Annotated in this window: 15 protein-coding genes; 5 read left to right on the top strand and 10 right to left on the bottom strand. The window is 42.0% G+C overall.

Annotated features, from left to right (window positions below; all coding sequences use genetic code 11):
- Positions 1 to 438 (bottom strand): Rrf2 family transcriptional regulator, encoded by a 438-nt coding sequence (locus FT12353_RS05395; protein ID WP_059394034.1) that lies wholly within the window; start codon positions 436 to 438, stop codon positions 1 to 3.
- A gap of 85 nt (positions 439 to 523) precedes the next feature.
- Here FT12353_RS05395 and FT12353_RS05400 point away from each other — a divergent pair, with 85 nt between their 5' ends.
- The 4 genes from FT12353_RS05400 to FT12353_RS05415 all read left to right on the top strand — a co-directional run bounded on the left by FT12353_RS05400 (position 524) and on the right by FT12353_RS05415 (position 4,114).
- A complete protein-coding gene (locus tag FT12353_RS05400; RefSeq protein WP_059394033.1) occupies positions 524 to 1,129 on the top strand; it encodes a nitroreductase family protein in 606 nt (201 codons plus the stop codon).
- A 336-nt stretch (positions 1,130 to 1,465) separates the two neighbouring features.
- The gene (gene trpX, locus FT12353_RS05405; RefSeq protein ID WP_059394032.1) at positions 1,466 to 2,467 is read left to right on the top strand and encodes a tryptophan ABC transporter substrate-binding protein; all 1,002 of its coding nucleotides are present in this window, start codon (positions 1,466 to 1,468) and stop codon (positions 2,465 to 2,467) included.
- Positions 2,467 to 3,366: an ABC transporter permease gene (locus FT12353_RS05410; RefSeq protein WP_059394031.1), complete on the top strand. Its 900-nt coding sequence runs from the start codon at positions 2,467 to 2,469 to the stop codon at positions 3,364 to 3,366. Before trpX ends, FT12353_RS05410 begins: the two co-directional genes overlap by 1 nt.
- Positions 3,359 to 4,114, top strand: a complete 756-nt coding sequence (locus FT12353_RS05415; RefSeq protein ID WP_203618987.1) for an ABC transporter ATP-binding protein — start codon at positions 3,359 to 3,361, stop codon at positions 4,112 to 4,114. Before FT12353_RS05410 ends, FT12353_RS05415 begins: the two co-directional genes overlap by 8 nt.
- 140 nt (positions 4,115 to 4,254) lie before the next feature.
- Here FT12353_RS05415 and FT12353_RS05420 read toward each other — a convergent pair whose 3' ends face one another.
- From FT12353_RS05420 to tyrS, 5 genes are all read right to left on the bottom strand, one after another.
- Complete coding sequence (locus FT12353_RS05420; protein ID WP_203618989.1) at positions 4,255 to 4,860, bottom strand: hypothetical protein; 606 nt, start codon at positions 4,858 to 4,860, stop codon at positions 4,255 to 4,257.
- A gap of 272 nt (positions 4,861 to 5,132) precedes the next feature.
- Positions 5,133 to 5,435, bottom strand: coding sequence for a hypothetical protein (locus FT12353_RS05425; protein WP_047975194.1), 303 nt, complete (start codon positions 5,433 to 5,435; stop codon positions 5,133 to 5,135).
- A gap of 117 nt (positions 5,436 to 5,552) precedes the next feature.
- Positions 5,553 to 6,341 carry a DUF2705 family protein gene (locus tag FT12353_RS05430; protein ID WP_059394028.1) on the bottom strand — a complete coding sequence of 263 codons (789 nt, stop codon included), beginning with the start codon at positions 6,339 to 6,341 and terminating at the stop codon, positions 5,553 to 5,555.
- Between the two features lie 17 nt (positions 6,342 to 6,358).
- The gene (locus FT12353_RS05435; RefSeq protein WP_059394027.1) at positions 6,359 to 7,270 is read right to left on the bottom strand and encodes an ABC transporter ATP-binding protein; all 912 of its coding nucleotides are present in this window, start codon (positions 7,268 to 7,270) and stop codon (positions 6,359 to 6,361) included.
- Between the two features lie 430 nt (positions 7,271 to 7,700).
- Positions 7,701 to 8,948: a tyrosine--tRNA ligase gene (gene tyrS / locus FT12353_RS05440; protein ID WP_059394026.1), complete on the bottom strand. Its 1,248-nt coding sequence runs from the start codon at positions 8,946 to 8,948 to the stop codon at positions 7,701 to 7,703.
- Between the two features lie 472 nt (positions 8,949 to 9,420).
- On the opposite strand from tyrS, the gene FT12353_RS05445 reads away from it, so the two are divergent.
- A complete protein-coding gene (locus tag FT12353_RS05445) occupies positions 9,421 to 11,274 on the top strand; it encodes an FAD/NAD(P)-binding protein (protein WP_059394025.1) in 1,854 nt (617 codons plus the stop codon).
- Between the two features lie 62 nt (positions 11,275 to 11,336).
- Here FT12353_RS05445 and FT12353_RS05450 read toward each other — a convergent pair whose 3' ends face one another.
- The 4 genes from FT12353_RS05450 to FT12353_RS05465 all read right to left on the bottom strand — a co-directional run bounded on the left by FT12353_RS05450 (position 11,337) and on the right by FT12353_RS05465 (position 14,067).
- Positions 11,337 to 12,230: an alpha/beta hydrolase gene (locus FT12353_RS05450; RefSeq protein WP_059394024.1), complete on the bottom strand. Its 894-nt coding sequence runs from the start codon at positions 12,228 to 12,230 to the stop codon at positions 11,337 to 11,339.
- 132 nt (positions 12,231 to 12,362) lie between these two features.
- On the bottom strand, positions 12,363 to 12,536 hold the full coding sequence (locus tag FT12353_RS05455) for a hypothetical protein (RefSeq protein WP_168778895.1): 174 nt from the start codon (positions 12,534 to 12,536) through the stop codon (positions 12,363 to 12,365).
- 22 nt (positions 12,537 to 12,558) lie between these two features.
- Positions 12,559 to 13,065: an MscL family protein gene (locus FT12353_RS05460; protein WP_239061184.1), complete on the bottom strand. Its 507-nt coding sequence runs from the start codon at positions 13,063 to 13,065 to the stop codon at positions 12,559 to 12,561.
- Between the two features lie 78 nt (positions 13,066 to 13,143).
- Positions 13,144 to 14,067 carry a magnesium transporter CorA family protein gene (locus FT12353_RS05465; protein ID WP_059394022.1) on the bottom strand — a complete coding sequence of 308 codons (924 nt, stop codon included), beginning with the start codon at positions 14,065 to 14,067 and terminating at the stop codon, positions 13,144 to 13,146.
- Between the last annotated feature and the right edge of the window lie 85 nt (positions 14,068 to 14,152).

Consider the following 14,152-nt stretch of genomic DNA (forward strand, 5'->3'; position numbering starts at 1 on the left):
TCAAATTGGGAGCGTTTGGTTCTTTTTAACGTCTTCGACGAGATCAAAAAGAGTCATTTCACCCATGACGGCCATCACCGCTTGGTCGATTTCACCATAATACTTTGACAGGGCCGAACCAATTGAAGAACCGACTGGACAGTCAGGGTTGGTGTGCTTATCCAAGGCAAAAACGGCTGCACAGTCCTCAACGGCCTGCAAGACCTCTGCAAAGGTAATGTCCTTACTATCTCTTGCCAGCACAGGACGGCCAGGATAAGGACCCTGCCGACACAAAATATTAGCATTCTGCAATTCAGCTAAAAGTGCTCGCACGCGTGACGGGTTAGTATTAATGGAACCCGCAATCGTAGCGGAGCTTAATGAATCTGTTGGGCGCGCGGTTGCCACATAAACAAGGATGTGGAGCGCATTTGTTAATCGTAATGATGGTTTCATAAAAATTAGTCCTTGTATTTTTCTAAAGTCTATTATAACATAGTGTTGTACTTTTAAAAAATACAACCAACAAGGAGACAGAAATATGTCAGAATTTTTAGATTTGCAAAAGAAGCGTCGCTCAATTTACGCCCTTGGTAAGGACGTTTCAAAGACTCCTGAAGAACTTAATTCAATTATTAAAGAAGCCATTGAAAACACACCATCAGCCTTTAACTCACAATCAACACAAGCCGTTGTTTTGACTGGTGCAGCACACGATCGTTTGTGGGATATCACATTAGCTGAATTGAAGAAGGTTTCTGCTGATGAAGAAGCCTTTGCTGCTACGAAGGCCAAGGTTGACGGTGCTTTCAAGGCCGGCTTTGGTACTGTTTTGTTCTATACTGATACAAACATCGTCAAGGGCTTGCAAGAAGGCTTCCCACTTTACGCTAACAACTTCCCTGATTGGGCAGAAGAAGCAGTTGGTATCTCACTTTACGCCGTTTGGTTGCGCTTAGCTGAAGAAGGCATTGGGGCTTCATTGCAGCACTACAACCCATTGATTGATGCAGCCGTTGCCAAGGAATTCAACTTGCCTGAAAACTGGACTTTGCGTGGTCAAATGCCATTTGGTTCAATCGTTGCTCCTGCAGGCGACAAGGACTACTTGGCAGAAGACGTTCGTTTCCGTTTCTTCCAAGACTAATTTTCTCTTAACGTTATTGTAGACTTTTCTGATAACTTTTTCATTTTTTCTTGACAGGCCTAGTCCCGTCTTGTATGCTTAACTTAACTTTTAGATGTTTTAAGGAGTCGCGTATGCGTCAGTTTGCTTCACAATCTAACCGCCAATGGTGGCGCCGGTAGGAAAGCAGCTCGTCGATTGGACAAGCTGTGACAACAGTTTTGTCCCAACCGGCTCTTTTGCAATGTTGCAATTCATTAAAAGTCTGTTTGGGTTTAATCACAATACCCAGGCAGGCTTTTCTTTTTGTCTAAAACTTGTCTGGGCCAGTATATTAGAAGTTTGAAGGAGTAAAAAATGAATAAACGTCTACTAACCGTGACATCATTCATCGCCCTTTTCCTAGTCGTTGCCTTTTTCACCACGGGCAATAGCAACACGAGTACGAAAAAAGGCATCCCCACTGTGGGTATTTTGCAATTAGTCACTCACCCTGCCTTGGATCAAATTCACCAAGGAGTAGTGGCCGGGCTGGCTGATGGTGGTTACAAAGCCGGCAAAAACGTGAAAATCGACTATCAAAACGCGCAAGCGGACCAAGCTAATTTGAAAACAATGGCACAAAACTTTGCCAATAAGAACGAAGACTTAACCGTTGGAATCGCTACGCCAGCAGCCCTTTCCTTAGCTAAGGCAGCTGATGGCAAGACCCCCGTTATCCTAGCAGGAATTACCAACCCTAGCGGCTCTAAGTTGGTGAAATCAGATGCTCATCCTGGCGCTAACATTACAGGGGTTGGTGGTGATTCTCCTTATGAAAAACAGGTTGCTGTCTTCAAGGAAGTCTTACCAAAGGCCAAGACAATCGGAATCGTTTCCACTTCTTCTGATGCTGGTGGTACTTATAATGCGAAAAAAATGGCCAATGCATTAAAAAAGGCCGGTTATCAAGTCAAAAACTATACGATTGCTTCCACTAATGACATGCAACAGGTTGCAACCACCATGGTCAGCCAAGTCGACGCTGTTTACGCACCGCAAGATAATGGTGTTGCCACGGCGATGAAGACTTTGGTTGCCGTCGCTAACCAAGCCCATGTAGCTGTGATTCCTGCCGCTGACTCAATGGTGAAAGACGGTGGTTTAGTTACTTTCTCTAATTCACAGTATGAAATTGGTTATCAGGCTGGTCGGATGGCTGCCCAAGTCCTTAGTGGCAAGAAGAAAACGGCCACGATGCCGGTTTACAACGTTACTAAGGGAAATTACGTCATCAACCAACAAACAGCGAAAACGCTTGGCATTACATTGCCTGCCGATATCGTTGCAAAGGCTGAAAAAGCTGGGGAGGTCTTCTAATGTCAATTGTTGTTTCGAGTATTTCTCAAGGGATCTTGTGGGCCGTTTTGGGCCTGGCCCTGTTCTTAACCTTTAGAATTTTAAACTTCGCTGATATGACGGTTGAAGGTTCCTTCCCACTTGGTGGTGCAACCGCTGTTGCCCTGATTGCCCATGGGACCAACCCTTATCTGGCAACATTAGCCGCCGTCTTCGTTGGTGCACTAGCCGGTTTAGTAACTGGTCTTCTGTATACCAAAGGTAAGATTCCGATTCTGCTATCCGGAATTTTGGTTATGACAGCCTGCCTGTCCATTAACCTCCGGATTATGGGCTCTGCCAACATTTCCCTCTTGAACCAAAAAACAATCTTCTCGTCACCATTCTTAGAAGGTCTACCAAAATACTTTGACGGCGTCTTTGTGGGCCTGATTATTATTGTTTTGATTACCCTCGCCTTAATCTGGTTCCTACAAACGGAACTCGGCCAAGCCTTCATCGCAACTGGCGATAACGCCAAGATGGCTGCCGCCTTTGGGATTAAAACTGATCAAATGACCATCATGGGTCTGATGGTCTCAAACGCCATGATCGCCTTTGGTGGCGCCGTTATTGCCCAAAACAACGGTTTTGCGGATATTAACATGGGAATCGGTATTATCGTCATTGCCCTGGCTTCGATTATTATTGGCGAAGTTGCCTTTGGTGATTTGTCATTAAATCAGCGTTTAGTGGCTGTCATTATCGGTTCCATTATTTATCGCCTGGTTTTGCTGGCCGTCTTGCAACTTGGCTTCTCAACCAATGACTTGAACCTGATTTCATCTATTATTCTGGCCATCGCGATGGTTTTGCCTCAAGTGCGCCATTATTTGAAATTAGACAAGATTTTGCAGTTAGGAGGACGGCATCATGACTGAACCTGTGATTACGCTGAAAGATGCAACCGTGACCGTCGGCAATCAAACCGAAATTTTAAAGCAGCTCAACCTAGAAATTTATCCCGGTGATTTTATCACTGTCTTAGGGACCAATGGGGCTGGGAAGTCGACTTTGTTCAACGCCATTTCTGGAGATCTCGCACTTAGTTCCGGATCTGTCTATCACCAGGGCAAAGATATCACCAACCTGCCAGCCGTTAAGCGGACCGCCTTTTTGGCCCGGGTTTTCCAGGATCCAAAGATGGGGACGGCCCCCCGGATGACGGTTGCCGAAAACCTCCTCTTGGCTGAGAAACGTGGTTCACGACGGACATTAAGAAACCGTCACCTCACCAGTCAAAAGCTGGATTTCTACCATGAAATCACCGAAAAGATGGGTAACAACCTTGAAAATCGTTTGCAGACAGCTGCTGGCTCTCTTTCTGGGGGCCAACGACAGGCCTTATCTTTTCTAATGGCTATTCAGGTGAAACCGGAGCTTTTGCTCTTAGACGAGCACACAGCCGCCTTAGATCCCAAGACTTCGGCACAACTAATGGATGCCACAAACCACCAGGTTGTCGATAATCATCTGACAGCTTTGATGATTACCCATAATTTGGCAGACGCCCTCACCTATGGCAATCGCCTGATTGTTTTAAACGCTGGTAAGATTGTCTTAGATGTTAAAGACCAAGAAAAAAAGGACCTAAGTGAAGAGGACCTTCTTGAATACTTTGTTCACTAAAATGAGGCTTCACAAATAATCAGTGATAACCATTTTGACTAGTACTCACTACATCAAAAATAAAAAGAAAACATGTTTTCTTAAAAAGCTCTGATTGTGATTCGGAGCTTTTTTATTTACCAGAATTTGTATAGACGATTTTAAGTAATCAATGTGTAATGCCCTGAAGGCTCCACCCGGTAAAGACCCGCTGTACCTGTGCCTCCATCCAACCGATAAGCTTTAATAATCAACTTGACAATGAAATCTTTTGGATTACTTTCATCATTGAATACATCAAATTCCAAAGCATTTAAGTCTGATCCAACCGACTTATAAGCTTCCTTAATAACATCAACCGCATCCTGACCATTGCTAACTGCATGCCCTTGGCCCTCTATGGTTGCTGATGGTACATCTGAGGCGCTCGATTCACCAGTACTTGCACTATTTCCAGTACTGCTGGCATTTGCCGTCGAAGATGCGGAAGATTCGCTGGCACTCATACCCTCTCCAGCACTGCTGACATTTGCCGTCGAAGATGCGGAAGGTTCGCTGGCACTCATACCCTCTCCAGCACTGTTTGCATTAGTCGTCGAAGATGCGGATGATTCGCCAGCGCTTGCGCTATTTCCAGCACTGCTAGCATTATCCGCAGAGGAAACTGGGGATACACTGCTTGAATTGGCTACAGAAGATGCAACCTTTTTTGCATTCTTCGCATTGCCAATAGCAAAAAGAACAGTCCCACATGTCAGTACAATCATGGTTAGCACAACAACAATTTTTTTCATTAAACCCCCACTATCTTAAAATCACTTCTTTTCATATAAACTATTAAAATATTAATGGTCGTCTATCTTATTTCGAATGACTACAAAAGGAAACCCAGTAATATAACTTCTATCATCAAGTTTTCCATGGTCTCGAATCTCGAGAGCAAAGTAAAAGGACTAAAACCGATTAAATATCGGGCATCAGTCCTAAAGGCTATTCAGTGACATCCCCTTATCTTGAGGGACGAATCACTTTTTACTTTTTAAAATTCCATCCCAGAACCATTAGTATTAATCCGATCAAAAACTTCAAAAAGATGTTCTCGCTCGGTTAACCGGTACTTTTTACTTTTGCGATCAAAGATGATTTCTGATTTAACCTCATCTTCGACCTGCAAGTCCGCAAGAAACTCACGAATCGCGGCAATATCACGCTGAACGGTCTTGCGACCAACGAAAAAGAGGTTTTCGATTTCATCTACGCCCATTGATTGCTTGGAAATCAGGACGGAATAAAGACGTAAAATCCGTTGCTTGTCATTATATGCTGGTGGTTTTCTTGACATAAGATTTCTCCTAACCCTATTTTATCAAAGCCAAACAGAAAGAAAAGACCTGTTTTTAGAATTATTCGCATGTATGTACTAAAAAAGACTGCTTAAGCAGTCTTTTTTATTTTTAAATTAGACAGAACGTCGGTTGAAAATCCAGTAAGCCAAGGCGTACATCACCAAGACATAGGCACCATAAACGACGAAGAGCACCCAAGAACCAGCACCAAAGTAAGAATGGATAGTTTTATTAAAGTCTGAAGTACCAGTGTAGTAAGAAACAACATTTTGGACCGTCAATGGGTTCCACTTTAATGGAGCCCACAGTTGAATCAGTGCAGAGGTCACTGCTGACAAGATATTGGTTGCCACTAATATCACAACACCCAAAGAAATGGCTGCCGCAGAAGACTTGGCAATATTTGAAACCAAAAGAACAATAGCCATTACGAATAATGAACCAATAAAGCTCATCAACAAGGCAAATAGGAATGCCTTCCAATCAAGGGATGTGTAATAAGTCGTATAAATCTTTTCAGTTGAACCATCATGCATTGCCCGGTAAATTAAACGACCGATTGCGGTTCCAGCGAGTGAAAAAACAATCAAGAGGAAATATTCAACAATGACCGTAATAATCTTAGCTAAGAAAATCTGAAGCCGTGAATATTGCCGTGAAAGCAAAGGTCGGATAGTACCAAAAGTAAATTCTTGTGTAAATGACAAGGCTGTTAAGACCAACATTCCAATCGTAACAATGATGCTTGATCCACCCAAGGAACCGTACATTGTTGCTTGACTAGCCATTGGCGTAAAACTAGTCAAAGTAATAATTGGTAGAACAAAGGCGATAATCGCCCAGATATAGACCCGGTTTTGCTTCCAGGCCTTCATTGCTTCTTGCTTTAATAACGTAAACATGAATTCTCCTTCGTTGACTAGGCCCGAGTGGCGTCAGTTGACAATACAGATAACAAATGATCCTCTAAGTTGCCTTGACCAGTTTGAATATCCGTTACTTCAAGCCCTTCATCAGTGGCTAGTTTCAACACTTTTTGTGCTGTCACATCGCCCTGAACAGCAATCAAGACACGGTCATCGCCCATTGAGGCGTCCCAACCGGCAGCCTTAGCTGCAGCCAACATCTTATCATTATCATTGGTTTGAACCTTGACCTGTGTCTTTCCTTCGGCCAAGAAGTCCACCATCTTTTCACGACGCAAGACTTTTCCCTTGTTAATGATCACAACATCATCAGCCAAACGTTGCAATTCATCCAACAAGTGTGAAGAGATCAAGAAGGCTACACCCTTGTCAGCTAGTGAACGAATCAAGGCACGAATGTCACGAACAGACTGTGGATCCAAACCGTTCATTGGTTCATCCAAAACAACAAATTTTGGATTACGAATTAAGGCGATGGCAATCCCAAGGCGTTGCTTCATTCCCAATGAGAATTTCTTTGCCTTACGCTTACCAAACTTTTCGCCGTCGATTCCAGTAATCTTCATCAATTCATCGATGTCTGCATGATCCTTGGCATCCATGGCATAGTATGTCATATGGTCACGTGCAGTGAAATTAGGGTAAATTGCTGGATATTCAATCAAATTACCCATCCTTGCCAATGACTTATTCTTGGCAAAGCGGATGCGTTCATCATCAAAAATGATTTCCCCATCGCTATAAGACATTAATCCAGTAATGGCGCGCATTGCTGTCGACTTCCCAGCCCCGTTAGGACCAATCAACCCAACAATTCGCCCAGGTTCTACGGAAAACGAAACGTTATCCAAAGCCTGGTAAGAACCGAAGTTCTTTGACACGTGATGCAGTTCTAGTAATGACATTAACTATGTCTCCTTTGTCTTGATACTGATCTGAGGATGATTTCTGCGCTACCGGTCTTTGTTTTTGACAGTTTTAACACCATCGCAAAAATCAGTCTCTGCGCCCATTATAACAAAGACCCACACGCATTCAAAAGCCCAGCACCCATCACCAATAAAGTTTCAGGTAGTAAAAGGCCCCCTGATAAAAATCAGGGGGTCGTCCATCTGCTGAACCTCCACCTCGGCACGGGAGAGAAGGTATAAATTAGGTTTAGAGAGAAGTATTTATAGATGTGCCGAGATGAAGTTTTTGATGTCCGATATATCGCTATATCGATAATATAAGTATAGGGAATTGAGATTAAACTAAAATTAAAGAAAAAGATTTCTTTTTATTTATTTTTTTTAAAAGAAAAAAGGCCCCTAAAGGCCTTATAATCCACTTTTCTTACTTAACCGTTCCCAAGAAATACTTCTTCTTACCGCGTCGTACTAAGATATATTGACCATCATAACTGGCGCTTGGATCAACTTCGGCTTCAACGTCTGTTTCCTTTTGACCATTAATAGTAATCGCACCGTTCGTCACGTCTTCACGGGCCTGACGCTTAGACTTTTCAATGCCAGCGTCAACTAAGAAATCAACTACATTTTGCTTAGCATTAGTTGTTTCAAATCCTGGAACACCCGCAAAAACATCGCGAATTTGTTGGACAGAAAGTGCTGCAACATCACCCGAGAACAAGGCCTTGGACAGCGCTTCTGCCTCTTCCACGGCTGCTTGACCGTGAACAAAGGCTGTCACTTCTTCCGCTAAGCGCTTTTGGCCAAGACGAGCACCAGGATTTTCAGCAACTTCCTTTTCCAAATCAGCAATTTCTTCGGGGCTCAAGAACGTGAAATACTTTAGATACTTCACGACGTCTTCATCACGCTGGTTATACCAGAACTGGTAGAACGTATATGGTGATGTCTTTTCTGCGTTCAGCCAAATGGCATTCCCTTCTGATTTTCCGAACTTCTTTCCAGTAGAATCCGTCATCAATGGAATGGTCAATCCAAAAGCTGGTGCATCGGAACCTTCAACCGTATGAATCAAATCAACACCGGCAGTGATGTTCCCCCATTGGTCGGAACCACCGATTTGCAAACGCACGTTTTCTTCGCGCCAAAGATGCAAGAAATCAATGGCTTGTAAAATCTGGTAAGTAAATTCCGTATAAGAAATCCCTGTTTCCAAACGAGAAGCAACGACATCCTTCTTCAGCATGACATTCACGGAGAACAGCTTGCCGTAATCTCGCAAGAATTCTGGCAAAGTCATTGGGCTCAACCAATCGGCATTATTAACGATTGTTGTATCATCGGAACCAAATAACTTAGTCACTTGGGCTGCAATGCCCTTTTCATTCACTTTCAACTGTTCTTCTGATAGCAATTGACGTTCAGTTGTTGGTCGAGGGTCCCCAATTGATCCGGTTGCCCCACCAACAATAATCACGGCCTTTCCGCCTGCTTTTTGGAAACGCTTCAAAACCATAAATGGAATCAAATGTCCCAAGTGAAGGGAGTCGGCCGTTGGATCAGTGCCGACATAAGCCCCGATTTGGCCGGCTTTCATCGCCTTCAACAGACCCTCTTCATCAGTAACCTGGTTTAACGCCCCACGCCACTTCAAATCTTCAATAAAATTCATTTTACTTTCCTCCATTTGATTACCGGCACGTTCGTCTCAGCTAAAAATCAGGACAAAAAAAGCCCTAATCATCACTGATTAGGGCGAATTGTCCGCGGTACCACCTAAATTGCCTCTTTAAGGCCACTCATTTAGTCTTAACGCGACTCGACGTCATCGTTTCCTGTTGTGTAACTCAGTTTAAGAATGGGTTAGCTTACAGCGACCGCTAACTTTCTGTTTTTTCCATGGAAGTAAACTTTTGCCAACAGATGATAGGTCTATTATAACAAATTCCTTTTTTATTTGGGATTTACTTTGATTAGTTACCTTTTTTTTCAATCATATTTAGAGTAGAATTAGTTTAAGAAATATTATAAATTTTAGACACATTAGTTGTAATGTTTCTAACTTATTTTTTCAAAAATTCATTTTCATAGCTAGCGCTTACTTTATCGTTGGCTTTTTATTTTCACTTGATACAGGAGTCCCCATGCAAATTGCTTTAATTGGAGCGGGTCCGAGAAATCTTGCTATTCTCGACCGCCTTATTCAAAAAGCTGATTCAAACCAGGCCTTAACAATTAATATTTTCGACCCTTACCCGGTTGGTGGTCGCGTTTGGAATCCTTTTTTTGAAAATAATCAAACTTATTTAATGAATACAAATCCCAACCAGGTGACGTTATTTAATGATTATGATATTGGTCAACGTCGCGGTGAAGATTTAACGCCAAACCTACTTACTTGGGCCCAATCTTATGCCCTGCCCTTCTTAAAACAACATCACGAATATCCAATGGCTTATCGTGAGGAAGTTTTATCACTAACATCAATGACTGCCTATGCTTCCCGCGGTTTAATGGGTGTCTATGCGGCTTGGTTCTTTGAAGAAATTCTAAATAACTGCCCAAGTAACCTTTCAGTGCGCTTTCACCAGGTCGCCGTCAAAAGCTTATTAGAAGCTAATCCAGGTTTTAACATCACGACTACCGATTATAATCATTTTTTTGCTGACAAAGTCGTCTTGGCACTTGGTCACCTTGATGCCGAGTTAAGTGAAAAGAAGAAAGATTTGGAAAAGTTTGCAAAAGAAAAAGGCTTTCACTATTATCCTGCCTCTCACCCGGCGGAAAATGACTTTTCTAGCCTGAACGAAAATGATACTGTTTTGGTTCAAGGTCTTGGTCTCTCCTTTTTTGATGATCTCCTGTCTTTGACAGCTGGTAAAGGTGGTTTCTTTTTGACTAAAAAAGATGGTTCACTTGTTTACCATCCATCTGGTCATGAACCACATTTGATCATTGGTTCTGGCTCTGGGCTTCCACCCCGAGCACACGGGCTTAACCAAAAAGGAGCAAACGAGCTGTATCAACCACGATTCTTCACGCTCGAGCGCATGCAGCGCATTGCGAAAGATTGCGGTGGTCACCTGCCCTACAATACTTTCCGCCATGTCTTAGATCAAGAGATGACCTACAAGTATCTAACTAACCAAGTAAACCTGCTTGATAAGCTATCTGATACAGAAAGAGAAGAAATTTTGGATTTTCTAGAAAATCCAAAAAATTGGCAGCATGTTAACGAAAAGTTTCATCTAAAATTAGATGTGCACATTTCTTGGGAAAAGGAAGCAACCCCCTCCCGCGACGTAACTTCTCTTTCTGCTTTCCGGAAATTCTTCGTTCAACATTTAAAAGAAGATATTGATTCTGCCGCCTTAGGTAATGACAAATCACCGCTAACGGGCGCCTATGACATTCTTCGTGATGTTCGTGGTACTGTACGAACACTTTATAATGACCGTCTTTTTGATGAAGATGATTATCAAAAACTCTTAACTGACTTCAAGCTTTTTGATACGCAGCTATCGGTTGGACCACCATTAATTCGAACACGGCAACTTTTGGCCTTAATTAAAGCTAAGCAAGTCACTATTGCTGGTCCAAATTTCAGTGTTGCTCATGATCAACAATTCTTTACCGCAACTGACCGATTTGATGAACATTATCAAGGAACTGCCCTCATTGAGGCACGACTTGGTCGGCCTGATTTCCGCACAGCTAAGAGCCCATTGCTAAAATCTCTCCGTCAGCACGGATTAATTGTTGGTGATAATCGAATTATTAACCAGGATGGTACTGCTCCTTTAGCCAATACCATTAAAGTTGATCTGAAAACATTTACGGTTTATAACAAGGAAAATCAGTTAATTCCCAACCTGTTTGTCACTGGCGTCCCTCTGGAAGGCCAAAGTTGGTTCACCACAGTAATCCCCCGACCACACGTGCAAACAATCGCTTTCACTGAAGCAGCTACCGTTGTTAACCAAATTTTAAACCAATAAAAAGAAGGTAGGATTTGATTCCTACCTTCTTTTTATGTTCTAAATTTTCTTAAGCGTTGGTTTCAATCTTTATCTTTCAAGAAAGCCAGTTTTTCTTGGTAAATAACCGGTGTATCATAATCAAAAATACCATGGTGGCCGCCTGCGATGATATGGCAGGTGGCTTTTTTTTCTGTCATTTTCTGATAACGAGCAATCAAATCAATGCTTTGTTGATGAGGCACAACTTGATCAGCACTGCCTGCATAAGCTAATACAGCTGGCGTCTTTTGAGTAAAGTAGTTGGCTGGATTTGCCTGGCTAACACCGATTGGATTTTCAGCCACTGCTAAACCTGCTAAGGCTAATCCTTCAAACGAAATTGCTTGGCCAGATTCGGCATATTTAGGTTGAATGCCCTCTTCTTGAAACTGTCGGGCGAATTGATCAAATTCATAAGGTCCATAATTGGCAATTACATGTTTAATTTCTGGCAAATCAGTTAAATCATCGGGTGCTGCAATCCGTCCTAATTTCACTTTGGCCGTTACGGATGCGGCTGTCAGCATTGCCAGCTGAGCGCCTGAAGATTCTCCGATTAAATCAACACTATTAGCTTCTAACTGATACTTTTGTGCATCTTTTTTAGCTTTTACCAAAACCGCTCGAATTTCTGCTACTTGCTTTGGAAAAGAAAATGATTTGGTTGAGATAAGTGCATAGTTCATTGAAATGACGGCATAACCTTCTTTAACAAATTTCAATGAAGGCCCTAATTTAAAGGATGATTTCACCCCTCGAACTAAGCCACCCCCTTGAAGATCCAAAATAATTGAGTGTGCTCCGCCACCCGCTGGTAGGTAAATATCAAAAAGTTGATAATCTTCTGGACCGTATTTTTGATTTTCAATAACACGACCAACGTAATCAGGCACTTCAACAGGATCGATTGTCACCTGTGCATCTTTAAATAACATTTTCCCATCCTTTCTGTGTTTCACGTGAAACAGCCGGTAAAATGTTTCACGTGAAACACCACCAAAGAAAAGTAAAGAAAAAGCCAAGAAAGAATCTTAGCTTTAAGAAATATCAATGTTCTTTACTTTTTCTTAATCAATTTCATCCTTACGACGATTATCCCACAAATAGGCGATCAACAAAATGACCGTCCCCAAATTGGCGCAAACCAGAGAAAAACCTTCCTGCTTGAAAATCCAACTTGCAATCGAAATAAACATCAAAACCAACGCGATAATCGTGACGATAACTGTTGTTTGCTTCATCCTTCTTCCCTCTCCCTTTAGACTAACTCTTTTGCTTGCTTTCAGTTAGTGCCTGCAAAACCTTTTCCTGCAGCTCATTATTCTTTTTAATCAAATCATTGTTTTCTCGCTGCAATTTTTGCAAAGCCATCATATCCTCATGGGGTTCATCATAACCCCATTTTTCACTCTCCGAATTAATTAACTTATTATTAATAAATTGGATTGTATAATAAACCGCCAACGCAATCGAAATCATTGTTAAAAACGAAGTGATAAACGCTGACCAAGCTTGTTGCGTTGCCGCAAAGTACATCGGATGGTTCTGGGTAAAGAGCCATCGCCAAACAAAGGAAATAAAGCTAGCTAACAAACTCACTAAGTCTTTGATTGCGCCACCAAAAGCATTACCAACAACGACCGAAATCACAAAGGTCAACAGATTCGGTGCAAACAAAAAGCGGCGGAAAGAAACCCAGCCAGCAGAAGACTTCTCTAACAGTAAATCTCGCTGCTCGATAAATTCATTTTTCCGTTTTTTTCTCGACATAATATCCTCACAACATTTGAAATGTTCTTGTTATAAATTTATTATACGGCAATGTGATATAAAAATCAGGGTCTTTGTCTACTTTTTCAAAAAACCATAATGATAGAACAAATAGGTCGCACCAACCATCATTAAGAACATGATAATGATGGTGACCCACCAGCCCGAAGCACCATGAGCAAAAGGCAGATAATCAACGTTTTCACCATAAAAGCCAGAAACAATCGTTGGAATCGTAAAGACAATTGAATAGACAGTTAAGACCTTCATCGTCCAGTTCAAATCCCGATTTCCCAGTGATCCTGTCGCATCTGCAACAGCATTAATCACTTCCATTGCTAAACCAGCCATGTCCCGCGCCTGCTCAACCTCGACCCGAACGGCATCTAATCGATCCAAATCAGCTTCCGAAACGTGGCTTTCATATGAACGTCGGATTTGGTCAAACATAATTAAATCGTTTGCCAATGAATTTTGGAGGTAAATCATTTGAATTTGCAGATGCAATAAATCGTTTGTGTGCTTTGTTAACTGCTTGCGATTACTAAACTGTGCCTGAATCGCACGTCGTTGCCGGTTAATCTCGGTAATTTCATCACCAAACATCGTCATTAATGGGTAAATGCCCGTCACCATAAATTCAAAGACCGACATTTCATCATCATCCGAGCGATGAAAGGTAGTATCACCATTTAAAAAATTTTTCTTAATATAGTCCGTTGGTCGATGCGCAAAAGTATATAAATCACCATTAACCAAAACAATCCCTAACGGACGGGTTAAAACTGGTTCTGGTTCAGCAGAGATGACATCTAAAATAATCAAAGCCTCATCCGCTTCAGGATCAAATTCCATTCGAACACTTTCGTTATGGTCATCCGCATAGCCAATCATTTGTTCTGTTAAACCATGGTCGTCCAAAAGTGTTTTCTCATCTGCAGGACTCATATCGGTGATATGGTACCAAGAAAACTTTGGTGTCTGCTTTAACATCTCAATCATGATGACCCTCCCCTCACTAATTTTCAAAAGAAAATAACACTAGGTATCATAGCAAAAAAAACAGTCTAATTAAACCATCGTTCGT

This window comes from Fructobacillus tropaeoli (genome assembly GCF_016860625.1).
GTDB classification, from domain to species: Bacteria; Bacillota; Bacilli; order Lactobacillales; family Lactobacillaceae; genus Fructobacillus; species Fructobacillus tropaeoli.